This is a genomic window from Burkholderia sp. BCC0397, assembly GCF_902832865.1.
GTDB lineage: Bacteria > Pseudomonadota > Gammaproteobacteria > Burkholderiales > Burkholderiaceae > Burkholderia.
Window position 1 is genome coordinate 117,227 of sequence record NZ_CADFDL010000003.1, and the last position, 26,605, is coordinate 143,831.

19 protein-coding genes and 1 riboswitch are annotated in these 26,605 nt (G+C 69.4%); of the genes, 10 read left to right on the forward strand and 9 right to left on the reverse strand.

The window, feature by feature from the left end; translation table 11 throughout:
- Positions 1-16 precede the first annotated feature (16 nt).
- Positions 17-133: riboswitch (TPP riboswitch) on the forward strand.
- 124 nt (positions 134-257) lie between these two features.
- The 5 genes from thiC to HWX03_RS10665 all read left to right on the forward strand — a co-directional run bounded on the left by thiC (position 258) and on the right by HWX03_RS10665 (position 5,973).
- Positions 258-2,189, forward strand: coding sequence for a phosphomethylpyrimidine synthase ThiC (thiC, locus tag HWX03_RS10645; protein WP_011545021.1), 1,932 nt, complete (start codon positions 258-260; stop codon positions 2,187-2,189).
- A 230-nt stretch (positions 2,190-2,419) separates the two neighbouring features.
- A complete protein-coding gene (locus HWX03_RS10650; protein ID WP_059573926.1) occupies positions 2,420-2,632 on the forward strand; it encodes a glycine zipper 2TM domain-containing protein in 213 nt (70 codons plus the stop codon).
- A gap of 214 nt (positions 2,633-2,846) precedes the next feature.
- Entirely contained in the window at positions 2,847-3,101 is a 255-nt protein-coding gene (locus HWX03_RS10655; protein WP_175871224.1) for a hypothetical protein, read from the forward strand.
- Positions 3,102-3,245: 144 nt separating this feature from the next.
- Positions 3,246-4,172, forward strand: coding sequence for a DMT family transporter (locus tag HWX03_RS10660; RefSeq protein ID WP_175871225.1), 927 nt, complete (start codon positions 3,246-3,248; stop codon positions 4,170-4,172).
- A gap of 520 nt (positions 4,173-4,692) precedes the next feature.
- On the forward strand, positions 4,693-5,973 hold the full coding sequence (locus HWX03_RS10665; RefSeq protein WP_175871226.1) for an EAL domain-containing protein: 1,281 nt from the start codon (positions 4,693-4,695) through the stop codon (positions 5,971-5,973).
- A 51-nt stretch (positions 5,974-6,024) separates the two neighbouring features.
- Here HWX03_RS10665 and arfB read toward each other — a convergent pair whose 3' ends face one another.
- The 4 genes from arfB to recC are packed head-to-tail and all read right to left on the reverse strand — an operon-like array spanning position 6,025 to position 15,768.
- On the reverse strand, positions 6,025-6,429 hold the full coding sequence (gene arfB / locus HWX03_RS10670; protein WP_175820198.1) for an alternative ribosome rescue aminoacyl-tRNA hydrolase ArfB: 405 nt from the start codon (positions 6,427-6,429) through the stop codon (positions 6,025-6,027).
- Positions 6,426-8,729, reverse strand: coding sequence for an AAA family ATPase (locus HWX03_RS10675; RefSeq protein ID WP_175871227.1), 2,304 nt, complete (start codon positions 8,727-8,729; stop codon positions 6,426-6,428). Before HWX03_RS10675 ends, arfB begins: the two co-directional genes overlap by 4 nt.
- On the reverse strand, positions 8,726-12,433 hold the full coding sequence (recB, locus tag HWX03_RS10680) for an exodeoxyribonuclease V subunit beta (RefSeq protein WP_175871228.1): 3,708 nt from the start codon (positions 12,431-12,433) through the stop codon (positions 8,726-8,728). The genes HWX03_RS10675 and recB overlap by 4 nt, the downstream gene beginning before the upstream one ends.
- Positions 12,430-15,768: an exodeoxyribonuclease V subunit gamma gene (gene recC, locus HWX03_RS10685; RefSeq protein WP_175871229.1), complete on the reverse strand. Its 3,339-nt coding sequence runs from the start codon at positions 15,766-15,768 to the stop codon at positions 12,430-12,432. Before recC ends, recB begins: the two co-directional genes overlap by 4 nt.
- 182 nt (positions 15,769-15,950) lie before the next feature.
- Between recC and HWX03_RS10690 the strand changes: the two genes are divergently transcribed.
- On the forward strand, positions 15,951-18,242 hold the full coding sequence (locus HWX03_RS10690) for an FUSC family membrane protein (protein ID WP_175871230.1): 2,292 nt from the start codon (positions 15,951-15,953) through the stop codon (positions 18,240-18,242).
- A 296-nt stretch (positions 18,243-18,538) separates the two neighbouring features.
- Positions 18,539-19,906: an amino acid permease gene (locus tag HWX03_RS10695; RefSeq protein WP_175871231.1), complete on the forward strand. Its 1,368-nt coding sequence runs from the start codon at positions 18,539-18,541 to the stop codon at positions 19,904-19,906.
- A 149-nt stretch (positions 19,907-20,055) separates the two neighbouring features.
- Here HWX03_RS10695 and HWX03_RS10700 read toward each other — a convergent pair whose 3' ends face one another.
- Complete coding sequence (locus tag HWX03_RS10700; RefSeq protein ID WP_175820204.1) at positions 20,056-20,217, reverse strand: hypothetical protein; 162 nt, start codon at positions 20,215-20,217, stop codon at positions 20,056-20,058.
- 243 nt (positions 20,218-20,460) lie between these two features.
- Between HWX03_RS10700 and HWX03_RS10705 the strand changes: the two genes are divergently transcribed.
- Genes HWX03_RS10705 through HWX03_RS10715 form a run of 3 tightly spaced genes read left to right on the forward strand, consistent with a single transcriptional unit; the run spans position 20,461 to position 23,966 of the window.
- Positions 20,461-21,510 carry a Fe(3+) ABC transporter substrate-binding protein gene (locus HWX03_RS10705; protein WP_175871232.1) on the forward strand — a complete coding sequence of 350 codons (1,050 nt, stop codon included), beginning with the start codon at positions 20,461-20,463 and terminating at the stop codon, positions 21,508-21,510.
- 43 nt (positions 21,511-21,553) lie between these two features.
- Positions 21,554-23,188 carry an iron ABC transporter permease gene (locus HWX03_RS10710; protein ID WP_244132638.1) on the forward strand — a complete coding sequence of 545 codons (1,635 nt, stop codon included), beginning with the start codon at positions 21,554-21,556 and terminating at the stop codon, positions 23,186-23,188.
- A 4-nt stretch (positions 23,189-23,192) separates the two neighbouring features.
- Complete coding sequence (locus tag HWX03_RS10715; protein WP_175871234.1) at positions 23,193-23,966, forward strand: ABC transporter ATP-binding protein; 774 nt, start codon at positions 23,193-23,195, stop codon at positions 23,964-23,966.
- 30 nt (positions 23,967-23,996) lie between these two features.
- On the opposite strand, the gene HWX03_RS10720 is transcribed toward HWX03_RS10715, so the two are convergent.
- The 4 genes from HWX03_RS10720 to HWX03_RS10735 all read right to left on the reverse strand — a co-directional run bounded on the left by HWX03_RS10720 (position 23,997) and on the right by HWX03_RS10735 (position 26,450).
- Positions 23,997-24,467: an Lrp/AsnC family transcriptional regulator gene (locus HWX03_RS10720; protein ID WP_006484401.1), complete on the reverse strand. Its 471-nt coding sequence runs from the start codon at positions 24,465-24,467 to the stop codon at positions 23,997-23,999.
- A 220-nt stretch (positions 24,468-24,687) separates the two neighbouring features.
- On the reverse strand, positions 24,688-25,329 hold the full coding sequence (locus HWX03_RS10725) for an NAD(P)H-binding protein (RefSeq protein WP_059644071.1): 642 nt from the start codon (positions 25,327-25,329) through the stop codon (positions 24,688-24,690).
- A gap of 146 nt (positions 25,330-25,475) precedes the next feature.
- Positions 25,476-25,931 carry an Rrf2 family transcriptional regulator gene (locus tag HWX03_RS10730; RefSeq protein WP_034206849.1) on the reverse strand — a complete coding sequence of 152 codons (456 nt, stop codon included), beginning with the start codon at positions 25,929-25,931 and terminating at the stop codon, positions 25,476-25,478.
- 90 nt (positions 25,932-26,021) lie between these two features.
- The gene (locus HWX03_RS10735; RefSeq protein ID WP_174385130.1) at positions 26,022-26,450 is read right to left on the reverse strand and encodes a hypothetical protein; all 429 of its coding nucleotides are present in this window, start codon (positions 26,448-26,450) and stop codon (positions 26,022-26,024) included.
- Positions 26,451-26,605 lie beyond the last annotated feature (155 nt).

Here is a 26,605-nt window from a genome sequence, read left to right on the forward strand (position 1 = left end):
GGTGTATCGTGTGCCCTTGCTAACGCGGGGGTCCTGCAATGCGTTCGGTCAAACAACCGGCATTGCGGGTGAGAAATACCCTTTGAACCTGATCTGGATAATGCCAGCGCAGGGAAGCGTACGGATTTCGCCGCCATCCTTCTGACGAAACCCGCCGCCTCACCAAGCCTCGTCTCCTGCTTAGCTCGAGCCCCACATTCGTCAAGGGCTCCGGGCAAGCGCCGAAGCGCCTGTCCGGCGCTCACACAGGAGATTGCATGAACGCCAATCCGAAGTTTCTGTCTGCCGACGCCCACGTCGACGCCGCTGCCGTCGCGCCGCTGCCCAATTCGCGCAAGGTGTATGTCACCGGCTCGCAGCCCGACATCCGCGTGCCGATGCGCGAGATCACGCAGGCCGACACGCCGACCGGCTTCGGCGGCGAGAAGAATCCGCCGATCTACGTGTACGACACGTCGGGCCCCTACACCGATCCGGACGCGAAGATCGACATCCGCGCGGGCCTGCCCGCGCTGCGCCAGCGCTGGATCGAAGCACGCGGCGACACCGAGGTGCTCCCCGGCCTGTCGAGCCAGTACGGCCTCGAGCGCGCGGCCGATCCGGCCACGGCCGAGCTGCGTTTCCCGGGCCTGCACCGCAACCCGCGCCGCGCGCAGCCCGGCAAGAACGTGACGCAAATGCACTACGCGCGTCAGGGCATCATCACGCCGGAAATGGAATACATCGCGATCCGCGAGAACCAGCGCCGCGCCGAATACATCGAGAGCCTGAAGTCGAGCGGCCCGAACGGCGCGAAGCTCGCCGCGATGATGGGCCGCCAGCACCCGGGCCAGGCGTTCGGCGCCGCGGCCTTCGGCGCGAACGCGCTGGCCGAGATCACGCCGGAATTCGTGCGCGACGAAATCGCGCGCGGCCGCGCGATCATCCCGGCGAACATCAACCACCCGGAATCCGAGCCGATGATCATCGGCCGCAACTTCCTCGTGAAGATCAACGCGAACATCGGCAACTCGGCCGTCACGTCGTCGATCGGCGAGGAAGTCGACAAGATGACGTGGGCGATCCGCTGGGGCGGCGACACGGTGATGGACCTGTCGACCGGCAAGCACATCCATGAAACGCGCGAGTGGATCATCCGCAACAGCCCGGTGCCGATCGGCACGGTGCCGATCTACCAGGCGCTGGAAAAGGTCAACGGCAAGGCCGAGGACCTGACCTGGGAAATCTTCCGCGACACGCTGATCGAGCAGGCCGAGCAAGGCGTCGACTATTTCACGATCCACGCGGGCGTGCGCCTGCAGTACGTGCCGCTCACCGCGAACCGGATGACGGGCATCGTGTCGCGCGGCGGCTCGATCATGGCGAAGTGGTGCCTCGCGCATCACAAGGAAAGCTTCCTGTACGAACACTTCGAAGAGATCTGCGAGATCATGAAGGCGTACGACGTGAGCTTCTCGCTCGGCGACGGCCTGCGCCCCGGCTCGATCTACGACGCGAACGACGAAGCGCAACTCGGCGAACTGAAAACGCTCGGCGAGCTCACGCAGATCGCGTGGAAGCACGACGTGCAGGTGATGATCGAGGGCCCCGGCCACGTGCCGATGCAGTTGATCAAGGAGAACATGGATCTGCAGCTCGACTGGTGCAAGGAAGCGCCGTTCTACACGCTCGGGCCGCTGACCACCGACATCGCGCCGGGTTACGACCACATCACGTCGGGCATCGGCGCCGCGATGATCGGCTGGTTCGGCACCGCGATGCTGTGCTACGTGACGCCGAAGGAACACCTCGGCCTGCCGAACAAGGACGACGTGAAGGAAGGCATCATCACGTACAAGCTCGCCGCGCACGCCGCCGACCTCGCCAAGGGTCATCCGGGCGCGCAGGTGCGCGACAACGCGCTGTCGAAGGCGCGCTTCGAGTTCCGCTGGGAAGATCAGTTCAATATCGGTCTCGACCCGGACAAGGCGCGCGAATTCCACGACGAAACGCTGCCGAAGGATTCGGCGAAGGTCGCGCACTTCTGCTCGATGTGCGGCCCGCATTTCTGCTCGATGAAGATCACGCAGGACGTGCGCGAATTCGCGGCGCAGCAGGGCGTGTCGGAAACCGAAGCGCTGAAGAAAGGGATGGAGGTCAAGGCGGTCGAGTTCGTGAAGACCGGCGCCGAGATCTACCACCGTCAGTAAGCGCGCAGCGAGCCGCACCGGCTCGTATCGCGATGCACAAAGCCCGCTTTCGAGCGGGCTTTTTTGCGCATGCGGCGTGCCTGCCGGCCCAGGCGAAACAATTGATTACGAAACCGCGCGAGCCTTAACAAGTCCTTACAGTAGCGCCGCGGGACGGCGCGTAGATTGGGGACATGCGCGGCCGCCAAGCGGTCGTGCGCCTTCCGTTCACTACCACAAGGACAACGATCATGAACTCGATTCGGCGTTTTGGGGTATGCGCTCTCCTCGTCGCGACGGTAGCCAGCCTGTCGGCCTGCGATTCGATGTCGCGACGCCAGCGCGATACGGCAATCGGTGCAGGTGTCGGCGGCGTCGCCGGCGCGGCGATCGGCGGCAACGCGCTGTCGACGCTGGGCGGCGCGGCGGCCGGCGGCATCATTGGTAACCAGATCGGCAAGTAAGCAGCCCGACATCGGCCGGTTGGGCGTCGCCCAGCCATCGGCCAGTCGGTTCAACGGCGTTTCCGCACTGCGGAAGCGCCGTTTTCGCATGCGGCGACGCAACAGGCGCGGACGCCACCCCGAAATGATCGGTTACCGTTTTTCATACCGTGTCATTAGTACTCGGCCTAAGCTTGAAGCATCTGCCGATAGCCGGCTCCGCCGGAGACACATCATGAACAGGACCTTCGTCGCCGCGGCGCTTGCCTGCGCGACGCTTGCCGGCTGCTATTACCCGTACGGCTATATCCCGGCGGGCTATTACACGGCGGCGCCGGTGCCGGTACAGCCCGCGCCCGTGTATGTCGATCCGGGCCCGGCCTACTACTATCCGGCGCCTGCGTATGCGCCCGCATGGGGCAGTTATTGGGGCCCGGCGCTGTCGCTCAATTTCGGCTTCGGCGGACGCGGCGGCTGGCGTCATCACTGACCGGCCGCGCCGCGCGCGGCCGGCGTTCCGCCGCCGGGGCAAGCGGCGGCATTCCCGTTTCTTGTCGTTTCATCCGATCGTGAAACGACGGTGTGGTAACGCGGTGTAAGATTCTTCGCATCCCGTCCCCGCCCTCGCCGATCGATGTCGCCCAAGAACGCTTTCCTGCTGACCGTGCTCGCCGCCCTGTGGGGCGCATCCTTCCTGTTCATCCGGGTCGGCGTAGTCGATTTCGGCGTCGCGCCACTGATGGCGCTGCGCGTGGGCATCGGCGCGCTGTTTCTCGCGGGCTTCGCGCTGACGCGCTTCAAACCCGCCGATCTCGGCGCCCGGCTGCGCCGTCATGCGTGGCCGCTGTTCGTCGTCGGTGCGCTGAATTCGGGTATCCCGTTCTGCCTGTTCGCGTTCGCCGAGCTGACATTGTCGGCCGGCGTGACGTCGGTGATCAACGCGACGACGCCGCTGTGGGGCGCGCTCGTCGCTTACCTGTGGCTGAAGGACAAGCTGTCGCTGCCGCGCGCGCTCGGCCTCGTCATCGGGTTTGCCGGCGTGCTCACGCTCGTGTGGAACCAGATCGCGAACGCGCACGGCGACACGGGCGCCAGCGCGACCGCGCTCGCCGCGGCGGCCGCACTCGGCGCGACGCTGCTGTACGGCATCGCGGCCAACTATACGAAACGCAAGCTCAGCGGCGTCGATCCGCTCGTCAATGCAGCCGGCAGCATGATCGGCTCGACCGTCCTGCTGCTGCCGTTCGCGATCGCGACGTGGCCGGCCGCGCCGGTCGGCGCGCACGCATGGGGGTCGGTGCTCGCCCTCGGCGTCGCGTGCACGGGCATCGCGTATTTCATCTTCTTCTACCTGATCGCGCATGTCGGGCCTGCCCGCGCGATTACCGTGACGTTCGTGATCCCCGTGTTCGGGCTGCTGTGGGGCGCGCTGTTCCTCGGCGAACACGTGTCGGCCGTGATGATCGAAGGCTGCGCGATCGTGCTCGTCGGCACCGCGCTCGCAACCGGCGTGATCAAGCGGATTCCCGGCGTCCGACCGCGCGGCGGCGAGGCGGCCTGACGATCGGCGCGCCGGGCGCGCACGAACCGCCGCCGGTCGCCCGTCGCCCGTCGCGCGGCAATGCCGGTGGCGACGCGGGTGTGCCGACGCGACGCCGATCGCACTGCGGCGCGCGGGCATTCGACTCATTCGACTCATTCGTCTGACGGGGGCCGCCGGCCGGCGGGATTTCCCGCATCAGCCTGCGCATCGCGCGGCAGTGACGCACGGTCATGCCGCCGCGCTGTCGTGGAATTGTCATCTGCCGCTGCGGCGCGCTTGGTTTCGCGACGGTCATGCACCGTACGCATGCATGCGGCGTCGGTCGCCGCGCCGCTGCGCGCGGGCCGGAATCGCGGTGTACCGTTTGCGTCTGGAGTTACCCTGATACGCGCGCCGCGGCAATCCCGTTACACTCGGAAAACTTATCCGCAGAAGGCGGTTTCGATGCCCCACGTTCTTTCGCGTCCGCCTGCGCATGCGGCTGCATCGGCGTGGCGGTGCGCGGCCGCCCCGCCGCCCGCTCCCGGGCACCGTTGACATGAAGTCCACCCGCGACCTGTCGCTCGACGCGCTGCTCGAAAGCCTCACGCCGACGCCCCACGGCTGGCTCGCCACCTATCGCACCACGACATTGCGCAGTGTGTTCCAGCCCGTGCTGTCGATCACGCACAAGCGCGTCGTCGGCTACGAGGCGCTGCTGCGCGTCGTCGACGGCAACGGCACGCTGGTGTCGCCCACCGCCCTCTTCGACAAGACCCGCGGCGACGCCGACGCGCTGCTGCTCGACCGGCTCGCGCGCTGCCTGCACACGGCCAACTTCGTCACGCAGGGAATCGGGGACGGCTGGCTGTTCCTGAACGTGACACCGCGTGTGCTTGACACGGGCCTCGTACAGCGCGAGTTCGTCGAGGCGCTGTGCCGGCATTTCGCGCTGCCGCCGAACCGCATCGTGCTGGAAGTGGTCGAGCAGCCGGCGCGCGACGAAGCCGCGCTCGCCCGCACGATCGACATGATCCAGCATCGCGATTTCCTGATCGCGATCGACGATTTCGGCACCGGTTTCTCGAACTTCGACCGCGTATGGCGGGCGCGGCCCGACATCGTGAAGCTCGACCGCTCGCTCGTCGAGCGTTCGACCGCCTCCGCCGACGATCGCCGCATCATGCATCACCTCGTGTCGATGCTGCACCAGGCCGGCGCGATGGTGCTGGCCGAAGGCGTCGAAAGCGACGACGCGCTGCAGGCGCTGATGGAAGCCGACATCGATTTCGTGCAGGGTTTCCAGTTCGGCCAGCCCGATGCATCGATCGCGCACGCGAGCGCGGCGGCGCCCGCGATGCTCGATGCCGCGTGGCGGCGCTTCATCGCTCGCCGGCACACGCCGGCGACCGCCGAGCAGCCGGGCTTCGACGCGATCGAACGGCTCGTGCTCACCGGCGCGGCCGCGTTTTCGGCGAGCGGCAACCTGCAGGACGCCGCGCAACGCGTGTTCGCGGTGCCGGCCGCGCGTCGCGTGTTCGTCACGGACGAGACCGGCGAACAGTTCCTGCCGTCGATCGGCGCACCGCTCGACGACAGCCAGGCGAGCGTGACCCGCCTCTCGCCGCTGTTCCCGGAAACCCACAGCAACTGGTCGCGACGCCCGTATTTCCAGCGCGCGATCGCCGCCCCGGGGCGCGTCGCGCTGATGGGCCCGCACTTCTCGCTGACGGAAGGCCGCGACTGCTATACGGCCGCCGTCGCGATCCGCGCGCAGAGCCGGCTCGTCGTGTTCTGCGTCGACTTCGTGCTCGACAGCGCCGGAACCATCATGCGGTAACCGGCGCGCACGGCGGGCGGGCGCGTGCGACGGGTATCTCCCCTTCGTTCGTCAGTCGACCACCTTCCCGCGCCCTGATTTCACCACGGCGCGGCGCGACTTGTGCTCGAGCCGCCGCTCCTTCGACGCGCGCGTCGGCCGCGTCGCGACCCGGGCGCGCGGCGTGTACGCGACACCGCCGATCAGCGCATCGAGCCGTGCGAGCGCGGCCTCGCGGTTCTTCTCCTGCGTCCGATATTCCTGCGACTTGATCACGACGATGCCGTCGCGCGTGATGCGCTGGTCGGACAGCGCGAGAAGCCGCTCCTTGAGGACCGGCGGCAGCGACGACGCGCGGATGTCGAAGCGCAGATGAATCGCGCTCGATACCTTGTTCACGTTCTGCCCGCCCGCGCCCTGCGCGCGCACGGCGGTCCATTCGACCTCGGCCGGATCGAGCGTGTAGCGGATCATCATCGCGAAGCCTCCGTGCGGCGCCGGGCGAGCGCCTCGTCGACGCGGGCCGCGAGCCCCGAATCGCGCTGCGTGCGCGTCGCGACCGCCTGCGCCAGCACGCGCCGCGGCCCGATCACCTGCACGCGCGTGCGGGCGCGCGTGACGGCCGTATAGACGAGCTCGCGCGTGAGCACCCGGCCGAACGACGCGGGCAGCACGAGCGCCGCTTCGTCGAATTCCGAGCCCTGTGATTTGTGCACCGTCAGCGCGAACGCCGTTTCGTGCGGCGGCAGCGCGGCCGGCGACACCGCGCGCGCGGTGCCGTCCGCGCGCCGGAACCACACGCGCAGCACGCCGTGCGCGTCGGGCAGCGCAATGCCGATGTCGCCGTTGAACAGCCCCAGCGCATAGTCGTTGCGCGTGACCATGATCGGCCGCCCGGTGAACCAGTGCGCGCCGACCGCGAGCGGCACGCGCGCCGCCTGCCGCACATGCGCGGCCACCAGCGCATTGACGTGCTCCGCGCCGCGCGAGCCGTTGCGGGTCGCGCACAGGATCCGGAACCGGTTGAGCGCGTCGAACAGCGGCAGCGGATCGGGTGCCGGCGCGGCCAGCGCGTCGCGCAACGCATCGAGGTAGGCGCCGAAGCGCCGTGCGAGCCGCTCGACCGTCGACGACGCCAGCGTGTCGCCCGCATCGTCGTGAAACGATGCGGCTGCCGAGTCGTCGGCGGGCAGCGCATCGAGCGCCGCCTGCACGTCGCCGCGGCGGATCGCGAGCGACAGCCGCCCGATCGGCGAATCGAGACCGAAGCGGTAATTGCGTTCGAGCCACACGACGCAGTCCGCGAGCGGCGCCGGAGCGGGTGTGCCGGCGGACGCGGCTGCGGCAGCGGCTTCGCCGGTCAATGGCGATGCGGCCGCCGTCATCGATGCAAGCGCCGCGTCGCCTGCGTCGAACGGCGGCAGTTCGACGGTGTCGAGCCAAGCGAGTTCGTCGGCCTCTATCCATGCAGGCGCATTGTCAGATGGGCCGCCATCGATGGGTGCCGATTCGGCGCGCGGCGACGGCGCGATGTCGGTCGACGACACTTCGTCATCCTGCGGTTCGTCGTCGAAGAGCGACGCCTGTCGTGCATCGACTTTCGGCCGAGGCGCCGATTTGCGTGAAACAGGCGCAGATGCCGATGGCAGCGCCCGTGCAGAAACGGAAACCGGATTCACCGCCGGAACCGCCGGCGGCGCAGCTTCGTCCGGCACCGGCAACGCCGCGACGAACGCCGCCTCGTCGACGCCCAGCGCCTGCGCGATGCGCGTGCGCGCCGCGGCGGTGAACGCCGGCCGCGCGCTCAGCTCCGCGAATACGGCGCCGGCCTCGACCGCGGCCAGTTGATCCTTGTCGCCCAGCAACACGAGCCGCGCGCCCGGCGCGATCGCGTCGAGCAGATGCGCGGCGAGCGCGACGTCGATCATCGACGCCTCGTCGACGACGATCAGATCGTACGGCAACGGATTGTCGCGATGATGCCGGAAGCCGGCCGCCCCGCCGCCGCCCAGCAGCCGATGCAGCGTGTACGACGTGTCGGGCAGGCGCGCCGCGAGCTCGGGCGGCAGATCGCCGGCGCGCGCGTGCAGCGCCTCCTGCATCCGCTGCGCGGCCTTGCCGGTCGGTGCGGCCAGCGCGATGCGCAGCTCCGGGTGCGCGTCGAGCAGACAGGCCAGCACGCCGACGACGGTCGTCGTCTTGCCCGTGCCCGGCCCGCCGCTGACGATCGTCACGCGGCCGGTCAGCGCGACGATCGCCGCCACGCGCTGCCAGTCGACTTCGCCGGTGGCCGGCCCGAAGTAACGGGCGAGACTGTCGCGCAACCGGTCGGGCGACAGGCCTTCGTCCGGCGCGGCGACACCGGCCTGCGCGACGAGCGCATCGGCGAGCCGCCGTTCGTAATCGAAATAGCGCGACAGGTACAGGTGATCGAGCCGGTCGACGATCAGCGGCCGCTCGTCGCCGCGCGCGAGCATGCCGAACGCAACCACGCCGCTCGCGGCGAGCGCGGCGCGCACCTCGTCGAGCGATGCTTCGTAGCGCTGCGCGAGCGCGCCAAGCGCGACGCACACGTGGCCGCCGGCGGTCGCGCGGCTCGTCGCGAACGCGGCGCGCGCCGCCCAGCGTGCCGGCGCGGACGGCGCACCGGCACGTCGCGCGAGGTCGCCGATGCGGCGCGCGAAGCCTTCCGCGAGCGCGATGCCGAAATCGGCCGGCTCGGGCAGCCGCGCGACGAGGCCGCCGGTGAATTCGAGCATGTCGTCGGATGCGGTCATGCGCGGCCCCCTTCCATCATCCGGTCGAGCGCGTCGACGAGCGCGCGCGCGGGCCGCCGCGCATGCACGCCGGCCGGCTCGCCGCCGCTGCGCCAGCCGGGCCGCACGCCGCGCACGAACAGGTACAGGTAACCCGCGATGTGCGTGTCGTAGTCGTAATCGGACAGCCGGCCGCGCAGGTAGCGATGCAGCGCGACCGTATAGAGCAGCGCCTGCAGGTGATACGCGTGATCGGCCATCGCGACGTCGAGCGAGCGCGGGCCATACGCATCCGGCGTCGTGCCGAGATGGTTCGACTTCCAGTCGACGATCCAGAAACGGCCGTCGTGTTCGACGATCATGTCGATGAAACCCTTGATGAAACCGGCGAGCGTGCCCGCCTCCAGTGCCACGTCCGGATAGCCGTGCGCGACCAGCAGCCGGCGCAGCGCCGTCAGGTCGAGCGACGGCGCCGGGAACAGGAAGCCCATTTCGTCGAGCCGCTTCGCCGGATCGAGATCGACGAGCCGCATGCCCGGCACGAGCTCGGTGTGCACGACGTCGCCGACGAGCCGCGCCATCATCGCCGGCAGGCGCTCCGCAAGCTCCGGCTCGGCCTCGACCGGCCGGTCGTGCAGCGCGCCGAGCGCGGCCTTGTGCCACGATTCGGGCTCCTTAAACCGGCTGAGCTCGAACAGGCGGTGTAGGCATTCGCCGGCCGCCGCGCCGCGCGGGAACACGAGAATGTCGTCGTCCGGCGGGTCGGCCACGACCGTATCGGCCAGTATCAGTTCGCCGTCCGGCGTCACCGCGGCAAGCGCATCGTGATCGGGCCGCAGTTCGTCGTCGGGCACCGCCGCGACGCCCGCCTCCTCGCGCGCCATCGACGCGGTCAGCGAGCTGAAGCTCGCCATCCGCCACGCATCGCGCAGCACGCGCGTCGCATGGCACGCCGCGAGCGTCTGCGACGCGTCGTGCCCGGCCGCGAGACGCTCGCGGCGCGCCGGCACGGGCAGCGGCGCGACGCTCACGGGGCCGCCCGCGAGCGCACGCCATGCCGCATCGAGCGCGGCTTCGTCGGGCGGCTCGTCGAGCCACGCATCGAACGCATGACCGGCACCCGCGACGAGCCAGTTGAGCACGCTGCGCCGCGCTTCGCGCGTCGAGCGCGACGACAGGTAGGGCCCGGCGACGACATAGCAGCGATACACCGCGCGCGTGAGCGCCACGTAGACGAGCCGCGCGCGTTCCGCGGCCTGCTCGCGCAGCGCCTGCCGCGCCGCCTGCGCGGCCGCCTCGTCGTCGCATCCGTAATGCAGCACCGCATCGCCCGCGTCGTCGTGATACTCGCGCGCATCGGGCAGCGCGGACGACGGCGGCTCGCGCAGCCCGCCGTCGTTCAGGAACGGACAGAACACGATCGCGTATTCGAGCCCCTTCGACTTGTGCACCGTGACGATCTGCACGAGGTTGCGATCGGATTCGAGCCGCAGTTGCGCTTCCTCGCCGCCGCCGTCGAGCCGTTGCGCGGCGAGCCAGCGCAGCGTCGGCGCGATGCCGGGCTGCGCGGATGCACGCGCCTGCGTCAACTCGGCCAGATGGTTGATGTCGGTCACGCGGCGCTCGCCGTCCGCACCGGCCATCAGCCGTTCAGCGATCCGCAGCTCGCGCGTGAACGTGCGCCACATCACGGCGAAACCGCGTTCGCGCCACAGCAGCCGATACCGCGAAAAGCGCTCGACCCAGCTCATCGCGTCGGCACTGTCGGCCGCCGACGCGCCGGGTTGCGCATCGCCGTCGCCCTGCTCCATGCGCCACAGCGCGCCGGCATCGAGGCCGAACCAGTCAGCCGCGAGCGCCGCGCGCAGACGCCGCAGGTCGCCCGGCGCATCGATCGCCGCCAGCACGCGTTCGAGTTGCTCGGCGTCGCCGGTCGAGAACACCGACGCCTGCGCCAGCTCGACGCTGCCGACGCCCCACGTCGAGAGCACGCGCTTCACGAGGCTGCCCTGCCGGTGCGTCTGCACGAGCACCGCGATGTCGCCCGGCGACAACGGCGTGCCTCCCAACCGCACGCGCCCTTCACGCGCGCCGCGCATCAGCCGCGCGATCTCGGCCGCGCAGGCCTGGGCAGCCTGTGCTTGCGCATCCCGCTTGAGCAGCGTGCCTTCGCCACCCGGCAGCGTCCACACCCGGAAATCGCCGGCCGGGCCCGGATCGGTTTCGTCGACGAACGGCGCACGCACGCGCGTGCCGGCGCGCACCGCGTAATAGTCGAGCCCATCGAGCACGAACGCGCGCGGATTCGACATGAAGAAGCGGTTGCATGCATCGACGATCGCGGGCGTCGAGCGCTGATTGACCGCGAGCGTATAGCACGCGCTCGCCCGCGCGCGCGCGGCGAGGTAAGTATGCAGATCGGCCGCGCGGAAACTGTAGATTGCCTGTTTCGGATCGCCGACGAGAAACAGCGGGCCACCCGGCGCGAAGATCCGGTCGAAGATCGCGAACTGCAGCGGATCGGTATCCTGGAACTCGTCGATCAGCGCGGCCGGATAGCGTGCGCGCAGCGTTTCGGCGAGCCACGGATGCGCATGCAGCGCGTGATACAGGTTCGTGAGCAGATCGTCGAACGACACGACGCGCCGCGTGCGCTTGCGCTCGGCCAGCTCGCCCGGCGCCATGTCGAGCCAGTCGGCGATCAGCGCGAGCCAGCGCGCGCGCTGCGCGGCCTCGGCGGCGGCCACGGCCGCTTCGAGCGCGTCGGCCACGTCGAAGAACGCGTGTGCGGGCGTCGCACCGCCTTTTTTCGTCGCCTTGGTCAGCGCGGTTTGCGTGAGCTTCAGCGCGGCTTTCGGCAAGGCGGCCGTCGCGGCACCCTGCTCGAAATGCACGGCCCACGCGGCGAGCGCATCGGCGACCGCGTCGGGCTTGTGCGAGCGTTGATTGAGCGCGGGCTGCGCGGCGCGCAGCAGCGCATCGATCGCGTCGCGCTCGGCCGCCCACATGCGCGCGGCTTCCGCGAAGCATTCGGCGGCCGCCGCTTCGGCCGATTCGTCCGGCTCGGTCACGCCGTCCCAGCGCAGCGCGGCGAGCGGCTTCTTCAGCCGGCGTGCGAGCTGCGCATCGAGCGCGGCCGGGCCGGCCCCCGATTCGACGAGCCAGGTCGCGAAGCCCGGCCAGCGCGCGGCCGCCGGTTCGACACGCGTGCGCCAGAAATCCGCCGCGAGTTCGAAGCGCAGCGACGCATCGTCGGCCTCCATGTCGAACGCGAACGGCATCGCGGCCGCGAACGGCGCTTCCTGCAGCGCGCGCTGGCAGAACGCGTGGATCGTATGGATCGCGGCCTGATCGAACGCGCGCAGCGCGCGCCGGATCCGCTTCGCGGCCGTCTCGGGATCGAGCGCGCCGTCGTCGCCGAGCGTGGTCTCCAACAGACGTGCGATGAACGGATCGCCCCCGTCGTCGCCCGTGTCGAGCGCATGCGCAAGCTGCGCGAGCCGGCTGCGAATCCGCTCGTGCAGCTCGGCCGTCGCCGCTTTCGTGAAGGTCACGACGAGGATTTCGTCCGCGCCGAGATCCTTTTCGAGCAGCAGGCGCACATACAGCGCGCAGATGTTCCAGGTCTTGCCGGTGCCGGCCGACGCCTCGATCTGGTTGACGCCGTCGAGCGGGCACGCGAACACGTCGAGTTCGAGCGCCTGCTGCTGCGACACGGCGCTCATGCGACCTCCTTCAGATGCTCGACGAGCGGCTCGAACACGAGCCGCGCGAGCGTGCCGAACGGCTCGTCGAGCGACGGATGCGCGCCGCGCCACGCGATCGCGATGGCCGGATCGTCGGCTTCGCTCACGACCCGCTCGTTGATCCACACGCTCGCGGCCTTGGCCTCGCCGTCGGACACCCGCGCCCACGCACTGCGCGGGAAAAACCGCAGCGGCATGCGCCGCCCCGCGCGAAACAGCGCGGCAAGCGGCGCGAGCCGTTCGAGCGGCGCCGCGACGGGCGTCAGCTCGAACGCACCGCCGCTGCCGAACCACAGCGTGCGGCGCGGGCCGTCGGGCTCGATCGCACAGTAGACGAGATGCGCGAGCCACGCGGACAGGTAGTCGCGCGCACTCGGCCGCGCATAGCGATAGATGACCTGCCCGGCCGGCGTCAGCCGGTTCAGCGTGCCGTGCAATTCGAGCGGCGCGCTCACCGCGTCGGCCGCCAGCATTGCGTCGTCGGCGCCGAATAGCGCCTGCTCGGTGTCGGGCCACTTCGGCACGACGGTGAGCGAAAACGGCCGCCGCTCGATGCCGTCGCCCAGCGCGCGGCGTACGTTCGACGCAAGCTGCGTCATCGAACCGAGCGCCTGGTCGCGCCACACCGCGCCCGTCGCGCCGCCGGGCAGTTCGGGGCTCGCATCCGCAATGCGCAGCGCGTGATCGTACACGCGGCCGTCGCCCGCTTCGATCAGGAGCGGCAGCACGCGCTCGGCAAGCGCGTCGCTGCCGGCAAAGTCCAGCGCGAACGGCTCGGTATCGAGCAGTTCGGCCTGCGCGTCGGCCAGCACGATGCCGAGCCGGCCACGCAGCAACGCACGCGCCGGATGGCGCCAGAAACGTTCGAATTCGCTGAACGCGACGGGCTCGACCGGCTCCGCCGGCAGCGGCTGCGCGAAGAACGGCTGCTCGCGCGGCCCGTCGCGCGACGCCTCGGCGGCCAGCAGCGACGCGAGCGTCGCCCGCTCGGCGTCATACGAAACGAGTTGGCTGCCCGGCTGGAAATACGCGGCCGCGAACGGTTGCAGCGGATGCTCGACGATGAACGCGCGCCGTGCGGCATCGACCGCGTCCGGTGCGGCGCCAGGCCCGGCCGCGACGATCGCCAGATGATCGAGCAGTTCGTCGACGAGCGCCGCGGGCGGCAACGGCGCATTGTCGCGAATGCTGCGGCCCGTATAGGCGATCAGCAAGCGGTCGCGTGCGGCGAGCAACAGGTCGAGAAACAGATTGCGCTCGTCGTCGCGGCGCTGCCGGTCGCCCAGCTTCGGCAGCACGGCCATCAGGTCGAATTCGTCCGCGCGCGCGAGGCTCGGCAGCACGCCGTCATCCATCCCGAGCAGGCAGACGACGCGATACGGCAGCCCGCGCAAGCTCGTCAGCGACGAGAACGTGACGCCGCCCCACGGCACGCCGCCGCGGGCCGGATCGTCGAGCGCCGCCGCGAGCCCCGCGCGGACGACGGCCGCCGGCAACGCCTCGTCCGGCGCGCCCTCCGTCATCGCGGCCAGCATCGCGTCGAGCGCGTCGCGCACGCCGGCCAGCGCGTCCGCATACGCGGCGCCCGAATCGAAGAAGCGCGCGAGCGTGTCGGCAAACAGTTCGCTCCAGCCGCGCGGCGTGTGCGACTCGGCGAGCCGCCGCGCGAAGCCGTCGAGATCGTCGGTAAACCGCGCGAGCCGGCCGAGCAGTTCGGCCTCGCTGCCCGTGGCCGCCTCGATCGGCAGCCATGCGCCGATCGGCGCCGCGCCTTCGGGCATCGCATAGCCGAGAAAGAGCCGCGCGAGCGCATCGGAGAACGTATGGCGCGGCGCGGGCACGGCCGCGTCGTCGCTCGCGAGCGGCGACAGCCCGCGCCGCGCGCCGGCGGCCGCGAGCCAGGTCTGCACCGTTTCGAGCGCGGCCGCGTCGATGTCGTAGCGCGCGGCCACCGCATCCACGCGCAGCCATTCGACCAGCTCCGGCGCGCCGACCTGCCGCTCCGGCAACGCGAGCCAGTCGAGCAGCACGCGTGCGACCGGGTTCGCCTGCGACGGCGGCAGGCCGGTGATCCGGTAAGGCACCCGCGCACCGCCGGCGCCGGCCGTGCCGAACACCGCGTCGATCAACGGCCCGGCCGCGGCGAGATCGGCCACCGCGACGAGCACGTCGGACGGCTGCAGGCTCGCATCGGCGTCGAACCACGCGAGCAGCCGATCGTGCAGCACCTCGAGCTGGCGCGCGAGGCTGTGGCACACATGCACCTCGATCCCGCGCTCGACCGGCGTGTCGCCGGTTTCTGCCTCCGGCTGCAGTTCGAGGATCGCGTTCTGCACGCGCGCGAGCCAGGTGGGTGCGGGATTCTCGACGAAACGCGACGCATCGCCCGACGCGGCGCTTTCGGTCAGTTCATGCAGCATGTGCAATTGCGCCTGCGTCTGCCTGCCCCATTCGGCGAGCAGCGGATGGCCGACTTCCTGGTAGTCGCGCCGCCCGGCCGCATCGAGCGCCTCGGCATGCGCGGCGGTCACGATGTCGAACCAGAATTCGCGGCACGGGTTCAGCGCGTAGACGCGCACGTCGATCCAGCGCGACAGTTCGCGCAACAGCGCGACGTGCAGCGGCGGCATCGTCGGCAGCGCGAACACGCTGACCGATTCGGGCCAGTCGGCGCGCGCGACCGCATCCGCATCGAGATGACGTGCTTCGACGAGGAAGCGGTGCGCGGGCGGCGTGCCGCTGTCGCTCAGCTCGGCGAGCAGCGCGCGCCACAGCGCGGCCTGCCAGCGCTCGTCGTCGCGTGCGGCGTCGCTGATCCCGCGCGGCGCGCCGTCGCCCGCGAGCACCGATTCGCCCGCCTGCCACGCGGCCAGCCATTCGGGGCGATAGGTCAGGTAGTGATCGAGCACGGCCGCGACGCGATGGGCCAGCTCGTAGCGCATCGCATCGTCGGAGGCCGACAGATACGCGGCCAGCCGCGGCGACGCGAGCCACGGCGCACCGTCGGCCGTCTGCGCGAACAGCCGGTAGCAGCGCCACACGAGCCGGTCGGGCGCGAACGGCGAGCGCGCGGGCACCGTCAGCACGCGGCCGATCTGCGCCCACAGCCACTGCGCGAGATAGGTGAACTCGACGTTCGCGCACACGCCGTTGCGCGCGGCGATGTCGAGCTCGAGGCGGCGGCGCAGCGCCGCGCTCGGCACGATAACCTGTTGCGGCGCCCACGGGCCGTTGCGGGCCGGGAACGCGGCCAGATCCTCGAGCAGCGCGTCGGCCAGCGTTTCGTGACGGTTCGAATAGAAAAGATGGAGCATGAGGCGGGCGTCGGAACCTCGCACCGACGGGGCCGGGCGAACAGGATCACCAAGGATAACAAATGGGCCGCCGCCGCGAACCTCGGCCGGAAAGCCAGGTTTTGCGGAACGCGAAATACGATAGACTCGTCGCCAATCAATACGCCGCCCCCGGGCGTCTTCGTCTGCCATTCAGCCCATCGATGCGCTATTCGGTCGAAATCAGAAAGTTTTTCTACAGCCAGTACTTTTTCGGCGGCCTGCGGATCGCGGTCGGCGTGTCGCTACCGGCCGTGTTGTGCCTGATCGTGTTTCACAACCGGGAGCTCGGCTTCACGATCTCGACCGGCGCGCTCGGCGCGTGCGTCGTCGACATGCCGGGCCCACTCAAGTACAAACACAACGAAATGCTCGCGTGCAGCGTGATCGGCTTCCTGGCCGCGCTCGCCACCGGCCTCGCGACGCCGAACATCTTCGCGTTGTGGCTCACGATCGTGCCGCTCACGTTCGTGCTGTCGCTGATCGTCGTCTACGGCAACCGCTGGCCACAGATCAGCTTCGCGACGCTCTTCATGATGGTGATGACGCTCGAGGAGCAGTTCACGCCGCTGCAGGCGTTCGTCAACGCCGGCTGGATTCTCGCGGGCGGCCTCTGGTACACGTACTGGGCCACGCTCGTGTCGCAATGGCAGGCGCGCCGGATCGAGCAGCAGGCGCTGGCCGAAAGCCTGTTCGCCTGTGCCGACTACCTGCTCGCGCGCGCGCAGTTCTACGATCTCGACGCCGATCTCGACGAGTGCTACCGCAATCTCGTCGCCAAACAGATCACCGCGGTCGAAACGCAGGAGACCGCGCGCGACATCGTGCTGCGCAACCTGCCGAAGCTGCGGCGCGGCAAGCTCGACCCCGGCCGCACGACGATGTACAACCTGTTCATCAACAGCGTCGATCTGCACGAGCTGTTCGTCGGCGCGCACACCGATTACTCGCTCGTGCGCAATACGTTCGGCGGCTCGGATCTGATCATTTTCTACCGCGACCTGATCCGCAAGGCCGCGGCCGATCTCGAGGAGGTCGGCCTCGCGGTGCTCGAAAACCGCGCGCCGCATTCGCACATCAGCGTGAAGGCCGAGCTGCGCGCGATCGAGTACGAGATCGAGCTGATGCGCAAGAAGAACTTCGCGGCCACCAACGCGGAAGCCTATGCGGCCGTGCTCGCGACGTTCCGGCGCATCTGGAGCGCGACGCGCCTGATCGACCGGATGCGCCGCAACCTGTCGGGCCACGCCGATCCGCAGCAAACCGAACTGAAGATCGACAAGGCGCTCACGCGCTTCCTGCAGCGCCGTCGCATGTCGCCGCTGCTGATCTTCTCGAACCTGAACATGCGCTCGCCGAGCTTTCGCCATGCGCTGCGCGTGACGATCGCCGTCGCGGTCGGCTTCTGGATCGGCCGGCTACTGCCGCTCACGAACGCCTACTGGATCGTGATGACCACCATCATCATCCTGAAGCCCGGCTACTCGCTGACCAAGCAGCGCAACGCGGCGCGTATCGTCGGTACGCTGATCGGCTGCGCGGCGAGCGTCGCGCTGATCTACACGGTCAAGGATACGCACCTGCTGATCGCGATCATGTTCGGGTCGATGGTGATGAGCTACAGCCTGCTGCTGTTCAACTATGCGGCGAGCGTCGTGTTCACGTCGTCGTACGTGCTGCTGATGTTCCACCTGCTCGCGCCGGGCAGCATGCGGATCATCGGCGAGCGCGCGATCGACACGGTGGTCGGCTGCATGATCGCGATCGCCGCGAGCCGGCTGTTCCCGTACTGGGAATACCGGCTGATGGGCAAGCTCGTCACCGACATGCTGACGTCCACCCGCAAGTACTTCGAGGCGGTGTGGCGCGCCGGACGCGGCATGTCGCCGCCGCCGGTGCCGACCGCCGACGGCGCTGCCGTGGTGCCGGTCGTCGCCGCCGCGATCGAAGCGCCAGCCAGCACGCTCGACGACGACTACCGCTACCGCCTCGCCCGCAAGGACGTGCACATCGCGTTCGCGAACCTCGGGCAGGCGTTCCAGCGAATGATGATCGAGCCGAAGGCGCACCAGCGCTTCGTGCCCGAACTGAACGACCTGCTCGTGCAGACGCATGTGCTCGGCGCGCAGATCACGGCTGCCGCGCCGCTGATCCGCAGCGCATGCGCGGCCGATGGCGGCCTCGTCCACGACGACGCGCTGCAGCGCGGCCTCGCCGCCGTGCTCGACAATCTCGAGAAGGCCGAGGCCGGCGAACCGCCGCCTGCCGACCAGCTCGAAGCGTCGAAGCAGATCACGCGCGATCTCGATGCGATGGTCGTGTCCGCGGAGAAATCCGAGGCGGTCGGCGCCGAGCTCACGCACGACCTGAAGGTGCTCGCGCACCAGTGCAAGCAGATGCTCGCGTCGTCGCTGCTGATCCGCAAGGATGCGAGCGTGATCCGCCTGCCCGCCTGACCTCCGTATGTCCACGCCGGCAGGCCAGCCCGCGCACGCCGCGGATCGGCCTGCCGGCACGCCTCGATTCAACGATCCCCGAAGAAGCATGCCCCACCCGCTCCACGCGGCCCGCGCCCGCGGCGCGCGACCGCCCCACGCCCCGTTCCGCTCGCCGCGCCAGTCAGGGAATACCCGATTCCGGCCACCGGGTCCGGCTTGTTATCATTCGTTCACATTCAAGTTGTATAGACAACTTGACGCAGTCGAACCGGCCCCGCTCGCCAGGTTCGTCGCATAACGATCTCGGAGACTCCATGAAAAACTTGCAGCGCCACCTGAGCGCGCGGCACATCCGCTTTCTCGCGCTGGGCTCGGCGATCGGCACGGGCCTGTTCTACGGTTCGGCGTCCGCGATCCAGCTCGCGGGCCCGGCCGTGATCCTTGCGTACCTCCTGGGCGGCGCGGCCGTCTACATGGTGATGCGCGCGCTCGGCGAGATGGCCGTGCGCGAACCCGTCGCCGGCTCGTTCGGCCACTACGCGACCGAGAACCTCGGCCCGTTCGCGGGCTTCGTCACCGGCTGGACCTACACGCTCGAAATGGTGATCGTCGCGATCGCCGACATCACCGCATTCGGCATCTACATGGGCTTCTGGTTTCCGGACGTGCCGCAATGGATCTGGGTGCTCGGCGTCGTCGCGATCATCTGCGGACTGAACCTGTGCCACGTGAAGGTATTCGGCGAGCTCGAATTCTGGCTGTCGATCATCAAGGTCGGCGCGATCGTCGCGATGATCGGCGGCGGCGTCGCGATCCTGCTGACCGGCATGCACTTCGGCCATTCGGCCGACGTGCCGACGTTCGCGAACCTGTGGAACCATGGCGGCTTCTTGCCGAACGGCGTCGGCGGGCTGATCGCGTCGCTGTCGGTCGTGATCTTCGCGTATGGCGGCATCGAGGTGATCGGGATGAGCGCCGGCGAAGCGAAGGATCCGGAGCGCGTGATTCCGCGCGCGATCAACGCGGTGCCCGCACGCATCCTGCTGTTCTACGTGCTGACGATGGTGGTGCTGATGTCGATCGGCCCGTGGACCGGCGTCGGCAGCGACGGCAGCCCGTTCGTGCAGATCTTCTCGGCGCTCGGCGTGAACTCGGCCGCGACGATCCTGAACCTCGTCGTGATCAGCGCGGCGATCTCGGCGATCAACAGCGACATCTTCGGCGCGGGCCGGATGATGTTCGGGATGGCGCGGCAGGGCCAGGCGCCGCGTGTGCTGATGACGACGTCGCGCCACGGCGTGCCGTGGGTCACGGTGTTCGTGATGGCCGGCGCGCTGCTGGTCGGCGTGCTGCTCAACTACCTGATGCCGAAGGACGTGTTCCTGGTGGTCGCCGCGATCGCGACGTTCGCGACCGTGTGGGTCTGGCTGATGATCCTGCTGTCGCAGGTGGCGATGCGTCGCCGCCTGTCGAGCGCCGAAGTCGCCGCGCTGAAGTTCAAGGTGCCGCTGTGGCCCGTTGCGCCGGCGCTGACGATCGCGTTCATGGGCTTCGTGATCGTGATGCTCGGCTGGTTCGACGATACGCGCGTGGCGCTGTATGTCGGCGCGGCGTGGCTCGCGCTGCTCGCGGCCGTGTTCTACGCACGGATCCGCCCGAAATTCGCCGCTGCGTCACGTTGACGCACGGCTGACCTGCCGATGCGGCGCGTCGGTTCCGGCGCGCCTTCCGCTGCCCCGGTTCCGCGCGGCGCCCGTCGCGCTGGAAGCCGCGGATCGACTCCGTTCACCCGCCCCGCGCGCGCGACCCGACCGGGCCGCGCACCGGCACGTCAGTGCGATGCCGCGCTCGCGGCCTCGGCCGGGTGGGCCTCGTCGTACGCGTGCTTCTGCGAAATCGCGTTGTACAGGATCGTCCCGATCACGAGCAGCACGGCCACGACGATCAGGATGCTCACGTTGCGGACAGGGTTCTTCTTGCGCTGATCGCTCATGGTCGGTGCGTCTCCGTCAAATTCATCGAAGCGGGCATTCTACGCGCTTGCGCCCACGCTGCGCCGCCCCGTTCACCGATCTCCGTCCCCGGCTTCTCCATCGCCTTCCGCAAGCTTTCATTTGTTAATCGTTCGCATTTCGATTTAGAATCCAGAGTCTTTCATTTTGTAATGTTCCGGGTCACTCGGGCGGCAGGCGCGGCCCGGAACGCTCCCTCGTCCACCTGCCCCACCGGAGTCTCCATGTCGAATCCGCGCACCCGCCTGCTGCCGCTCGCCGGCGCCCTTGCCCTGACCCTGGCTGCGGCCGCCTTCGCGCCGCTTGCCCAGGCGGCCGAGGAAGTGAGCCTGTACACCACTCGCGAGCCGAAGCTGATCCAGCCGCTCATCGACGCGTTCACGAAGCAGAGCGGCGTCAAGGTCAACACGGTGTTCGTGAAGGACGGCCTGCTCGAGCGCGTGAAGGCGGAAGGCGCGCAATCGCCGGCCGACGTGCTGATGACGGTCGACGTCGGCAACCTGCTCGACCTCGTCGACGGCGGCGTCACGCAGCCGGTGCGCTCGAAGGCGCTCGACGACGCGATTCCCGCGAACCTGCGCGGCACGAACGGCGACTGGTACGCGCTGTCGCTGCGCGACCGCGTGCTGTACGTCGAAAAGGACCTGAAGGTCGATGCATTCCGCTACGAGGATCTCGCCGATCCGAAATGGAAGGGCAAGGTCTGCATCCGCTCGGGCCAGCATCCGTACAACACGGCGCTCGTCGCGGCGATGATCGCGCACGACGGCGAGGCCGCGACCGAGCAATGGCTGCGCGGCGTGAAGGCGAACCTCGCACGCAAGGCGACCGGCGGCGACCGCGACGTCGCGCGCGACATCCTCGGCGGGATCTGCGACGTCGGCCTCGCGAACGCTTACTACGTCGGCCACATGAAAAACGCTGAACCGGGCAGCGATGCGCGCAAATGGGGCGACGCGATCAAGGTCGTGCGCCCGACGTTCGCGAACGCGAAGAGCGGCGGCACGCACGTGAACATCAGCGGCGCGACGGTGGCGAAGCACGCGCCGCACAAGGCCAATGCGGTGAAGCTGCTCGAATACCTGGTATCGCCGGAAGCGCAGGCGCTGTATGCGCAGGCGAACTACGAATACCCGGTGCGCGCGAACGTGAAGCTCGACCCGGTGATCGCGAGCTTCGGCACGCTGAAGGTCGATCCACTGCCGCTGGCGGACATCGCGAAGCATCGCAAGCAGGCAAGCCAGCTCGTCGACAAGGTCGGCTTTGACAACTGACGCCTCGCCTGCCCGCGCCTGCCGCGAGCCGCGTCGTTCGCGGCTGCGGCCGCGCGCGGGCAGCCTGTGGCTGCTCGCGGCGCTGACGATCGCCGCGGCGGTCGCGGCGCCGCTCGCGGTGCTCGTGGCCGCCGCGTTTGACGCCGATCTCGCGCACTGGCGGCATCTCGCCGAATTCGTGCTGCCGCAGGCGCTCGTCAATACGCTGCTGCTGCTCGCCGGCGTCGGCACGATCGTGTCGATCGTCGGCACCGGCTGCGCATGGCTCGTCACCGCCTACGATTTTCCCGGCCGCCGGATCCTGACCTGGGCGCTGCTGCTGCCGCTCGCGGTGCCCACCTACATCGTCGCGTTCGCGTATCTCGACCTGCTGCACCCGATCGGCCCCGTGCAGGGCGCGATCCGCTGGCTGCTCGGCTTCGACAACCCGCGCCAGTTCCGCCTGCCCGACCTGCGCTCGCTGCCCGGCGCGATCTTCGTGCTCGGCTTCGTGCTGTATCCGTATGTCTATCTGAGCACGCGCGCGATGTTCGTCACGCAGTCCGCGAGCCTGCTCGAAGCCGCGCGCACGCTCGGCGCCGGCCGCCTCGCGACGTTCTGGCGCGTCGTCGTGCCGCTTGCCCGGCCGGCGATCGCGGTCGGCGTGAGCCTCGCGCTGCTCGAAACGCTGAACGATATCGGCGCGTCGGAATTTCTCGGCGTGCAGACGCTGACCGTGTCCGTCTATACGACGTGGATCACGCGCTCCGATCTCGCCGGCGCCGCGCAGATCGCGCTGGCGATGCTCGCGATCGTCGTCGGCATGATCGCGCTCGAACGCTACGGGCGCCGTCGCCAGCGCTACGCGCACGGCCGACGCATGCGGCCGATCGCGCCGCGCCGCCTGACCGGCGCGGCCGCGCTCGGCGCCGCGCTGCTCGGCTGGCTGCCGGTCCTGCTCGGCTTCGGCGCGCCGGCCGCCTATCTCGCGGTCGAGACGGCCAAGCGGCTGCACCTCGTCGGCGGCGTGTCCGCGCAACTGATGACGGGGCTCGCGAACACACTGACGATCGCGACCGCCGCCACCGCCGCGACGCTCGCGTGCGGGCTGGTCGTCGCGTGGGCCGCCCGCGCACAGCGCGACAGCGCGCGTGCGGGCCCTGCCCGCCTGTGCGCGCGGATCGCGAGCCTCGGCTACGCGGTGCCGGGCACCGTGCTCGCGATCGGCCTGCTGATGCCGTTCGCGGCGGCCGACCGGCTGTTCGGCGCGGTGCTCGGCCGCGACGGGCTGCTGCTGATGGGCTCGGCGACCGCGCTGGTGATCGCCTATACCGTGCGTTTCCTCGCGATCCCGGCCGGCGGCATCGAGGCCGGCCTCGCGCGCATTCCGCCGTCGCTCGAACAGGCCGCGCGCTCGCTCGGCGAGACGGCCGGCGGCACGCTGCGCCGCGTCCACCTGCCGCTGTTGCGGCCCGCGCTCACGACGAGCGCGCTGCTGGTGTTCGTCGACGCGATGAAGGAGCTGCCGGCCACGCTGCTGCTGCGCCCGTTGAATTTCGACACGCTCGCGACCTGGCTGTATGCGGAAGCCGCGCGCGGCACCTATGAAGAAGGCGCGGTTGCCGCGCTCGCGATCGTGCTGGCCGGGCTCGTACCCGTGATCCTGCTCGCCCGCACCCGCCACAAGATCGGAGCCTGACACCGTGAACCTGCTCGAACTCGACGACCTCTGCGTCGCCTACGACTCGCCGCACGGCCGCCGCACCGTGGTCGACGGCCTGAGCCTCGCGCTGCCGCGCGGCGACATCGGCTGCCTGCTCGGCGCGTCCGGCTGCGGCAAGACCACCGTGCTGCGCGCGATCGCCGGCTTCGAACCCGTGCGCATGGGGCGCATCGTGCTGGACGGCGTGCCCGTCGCGGCGCCGTCGCTCGACGTGCCGCCCGAGCGACGGCGCATCGGCATGATGTTCCAGGATTACGCGCTGTTCCCGCACCTGAGCACGGCCGACAACGTCGCGTTCGGCCTGCGGCGCATGCCGAAGGCCGAACGGCGCCTGCGCGTCGCGCAGATGCTCGAGCTCGTCGGCCTCGCCGATTCCGGGGACGCCTATCCGCACGAACTGTCGGGCGGCCAGCAGCAGCGCGTCGCCCTCGCGCGCGCGCTCGCGCCGTCGCCGGAACTGCTGCTGCTCGACGAACCGTTCTCGAATCTCGACGTCGATACGCGCGAGCGGCTCGCGTTCGAGCTGCGCGACATCCTGAAGCACACGGGCCACACCGCGATCCTCGTCACGCACAATCAGGCGGAAGCGTTCGCGATCGCCGACCGGATCGGCGTGATGAAGGACGGCCGGCTCGCGCAATGGGATACGCCGTACGCGCTGCACCATCATCCGGCCAGCCCGTTCGTCGCGGATTTCGTGCGCCGCGACGCACTGGCCGACGAACGCGCACGCGCCCTGGCGCGCGGCCGCTGAAGCCGCGCCGCCGGCGCAACCGCGTGCCCGTCAGGCGGGCTCGGCCAGATCGCGCACGGGCAGCGCGGTCGAATACTTGATCTGCTCCATCGCGAACGACGAACTGACGTCGAACAGCGGCACCGTGCGAATCAGCTGCTTGTAGACGCGGTCGTAGTCGTCGATGCCGGCCACGACGACGCGCAGCAGGTAATCAGTCTCGCCGCTCATCCGGTAGACCTCGACCACTTCCGGCATGTCGCGCACCGCCTGCGTGAAGCGCTGCGCCCATTCCTCGGTGTGCTGGTTCGTGCGGATCGCGACGAACACGGTCGTGCCGACCCCGAGCTTGCGCGGATCGCACAGCGCGACCTGCGCGCGAATCGCGCCGGTTTCCTTCAGCCGCTGCACGCGCTTCCAGCATGGCGTCTGCGACAGGTTCACGCGCTGTGCCAGCTCCGCGATCGGCAGCGTGGCATCCGCCTGCAGCAGCTCCAGCAGCTTGCGATCGATGGCGTCCATTTCTCCATTCCCTCGTCGATAGAAATTTATTCTATTCATCCTGCCCAACGGGGAACAATATGAAAACTGCCTCGCTGCGTCGACCGGTGTAAATACCGATCCGGCACGCGCTCGCCGCTCCAAATGAAACAGGCGACGCCACCCGCGAGGGTGGAATCGCCCGAAATGGCTGCGCGTCGCGCCCGGGCCGGCGCTCACACGCCGCCGGCCGTCATGCCGCTCAATACGCGACCGTCGCGATCTCGCGCACGAAGCTGTCCTGCTCGAGCGCGTCGACGAACGCGACCGCGTAGTCTTCCGCCGAGATCTTGCTGTTGCCTTGCGCGTCCACGATCAGCTTGCCGACGCCCGTGCGGAACGTGCCCGTGCGCTCGCCCGGCGCGATCAGCGCGGCCGGCGCGAAGAAGGTCCAGTCGAGATCGGCGACCGTCTTCAGGTAGTCGAGCGCGTCGCGGTGCGCGAGCGCGACCGCCTTGTATGCCTCCGGGAAACCTTCGGTGTCGACGAGCTGCTTGCCCGGCGCGACTTCGAGCGAACCGGCGCCGCCCACGACGACGAGCCGCTTCAAACCGGCCTGGCGCGTGCCGGCAACCAGCGCTTTCGCGACCGCGACGACCTGCGCCGCATCTTCCTGCTTCGGGCCGTACGCGCTTGCGACGACGTCATGGCCCGGCAGCGCGGCCGCGATGCTGGCGGCGTCGAACAGGTCGGCCGCCTTCGCGGTAATGCCGTCGCCGGATGCGCCCGGATGGCGCGACAGCGCCGTGACGCGGTGGCCGCGCCGCACGGCTTCCGCCGCGATGCGCGAGCCGATCATGCCGGTGGCGCCGAACAGCGCGATATTCAACGAACGTTGCGTCATATCGATTCTCCAGAAATAAAAATATGTAACATGATTAATTACACATAAGACCGAAAAAAACGGGGCGAAGCCCCCGTTGCGCCGACCGCCGCGCGTGCGCGCCGTCCGGCTTCCTGCCCTGCCTGCCGTCGGGCACCCGCCGTCAGTCACCCGCCGGCGCGCGCCGCCCGTTGCGTGCGCTGTTCCAGATCCAGCATGTCGGCCGTCACGTCGACGAGCGTGCGCGTGGCGAGCGACGCCTCCATCGCGCGCTGCGCGTCGCCGATATAGCCGGTCAGCACGCCCTGGATGTGCCGCCCGACGAGACACGCCGGATTCGGCGCCTCGCGGTGCAGCGCGAACAGTTGCGCATCGTCGACCGCGCGATACACGTCGAGCAGCGTGATCTCGCCGGGCTCGCGCGCCAGCAGCGCACCGCCGCCCGCACCGAGCTGCGACGTGGTCAGCCCTGCGGCCGCCAGCATCGACAGCAATCGGCGAATCAGCGCCGGATTCGTATTCACGCTGCCCGCGATGATGTCGGACGACAACGGCACGCCTTCCTGCATCGACAGCAAGGCAAGCACGTGGACGGCAAACGCGAACCGGCTGCTGGTATTCATTCCTGACTCACTCGGCGACGCCGGCCCCACCCGCAACCGGCGACATGTGTAACCATCATAATTACATTTTGCGGATCGTGCAAGCCCGCGTCATTCGCCGCTCGCGGGTTTCGCCCCCGAGGCGCTCTGCTGGCTCCACTGCTGGAGTTTCTTGCCGGCTTCGGCGATCTTCGCGCCCGCTTCGGAAGCCGCATGCGCAACGACCGCGGACGCCGCCGCGTCGATCTGCGCCTGCGCGGCGGACGCGAGGCCGCTCGCGGACAACGGCGGCACGGCCGACGCCGCGGATGCGAGGCCCGCCTTCGCCGCGTTGATCTGTTGATTGACGGTGCTCGCCACCTGGTCGAGCGCCTTGGCCGCATTGTTCGCGGCATCGGCGGCCGCGCTCGCGGCCGTATCGGGTTGCGCGGCCGGCGTGCCGGACTTCTCGCAGCCCGCGAGCAACAGCAGCGCACCGGCGGCCACGGCCGCCAGCACGGACCCGGGCACGCGACGCGCCCGCGATGTCTTCATGTTCATCAGCAATCTCCGGCCGCGCGTTGCACGACCTCATGGTTGGACCGGTGTCGATGATACCGCCTGTGGAACTGGCCCAATGACGACCCGCCATTAAAAATGCCTTTCAATTTCGGATTCGTCTGATTCAATCGCAGGCGCCACGCCTCTAAAGTGGG